At 50.1% G+C, this 989-nt stretch carries 1 protein-coding gene; it reads left to right on the top strand.

Translation table 11 applies throughout. From position 1 onward, the window contains the following. The coding region (locus tag OCI93_RS20905) for an SDR family NAD(P)-dependent oxidoreductase (RefSeq protein ID WP_261627256.1) at window positions 1–989 on the top strand (989 nt) is incomplete at both ends.

The following is a 989-nucleotide window of genomic DNA, read 5'->3' on the forward strand; positions in this document are numbered from 1 at the left end:
GTATGGGGGTGTGAGTTGTCGATGTACACGCAAAATGCGTTACAGGGAGCACTGCCGATGATGAAGGTGCTTAACTCCTCACAAAGGGAGGAAGCACACAGATATGAAGGATATGTCAGTACATTATTGACGTATTTGAGTAGTGCACTTCGTGCAGATGGCCAAGGGTCTCAAGCATATCATCAGATACTGGTACAAGAGAGTGCGCAGTCGTTACAGGCGATGCTAGTGGGGATGTTCAGAAGTGTGCAACAGGAATATCCGCAAGTGCGCTTTCAGGTCATTGGTGTGGATGAGATGACAGGTGAAGTTGCGCAGCAATTGGGGGCGTGGTGGTTACATTCAGCGAATTGGCTGCGGTATATAGCGGGTAAATTAGAAACACATACATGGATAGAGACGGAATTAGCAGAGCACACAGCCAGACTACCTTTGTCGGGGTGCTATGTTATCAGCGGCGGAGCAGGAGGGTTGGGACGGTTATTCGCCCAGTCGTTGGTGAGTCGTTCCCCGGGGCTCAAGTTGGCGTTATTAGGACGACGTTCGGCGGATATGGAGATAAATGCTTATCTAGCGGGTTTGCAAGAGCAAGGCGCAGAGGTTAGCTACTATCAGCTGGATGTGACGGATGCGCAGGCGGTGAAAGAGACGCTAGCAGAGATACGTCGTAGTCAAGGTGCAATAAAAGGGATAATTCACAGTGCAGGGATACTACGAGATGGGTTGCTAAGGCAAAAAGAGGCGGCAGATATAGCGGCGGTTTTTGCGGTTAAGGCACAAGGGCTGGTGAATTTAGATGAGGCGAGCAAAGAAGATGATTTGGCATTTTTTGTAGGCTTTTCGTCGATGGCGGGGGTGATAGGGAATGTAGGTCAAACAGATTATGCGGCAGCAAATGGTTTTGTAGATGGTTATTTACGTTCGCGAGCTCAAAGAGGGGGGGCGGGTAAGAGTTTGGCATTGGCTTGGCCACTTTGGCAAGCGGGAGG

It is taken from the genome of Pseudoalteromonas holothuriae (assembly GCF_945859825.1).
Taxonomy (GTDB): Bacteria; Pseudomonadota; Gammaproteobacteria; order Enterobacterales; family Alteromonadaceae; genus Pseudoalteromonas; species Pseudoalteromonas holothuriae.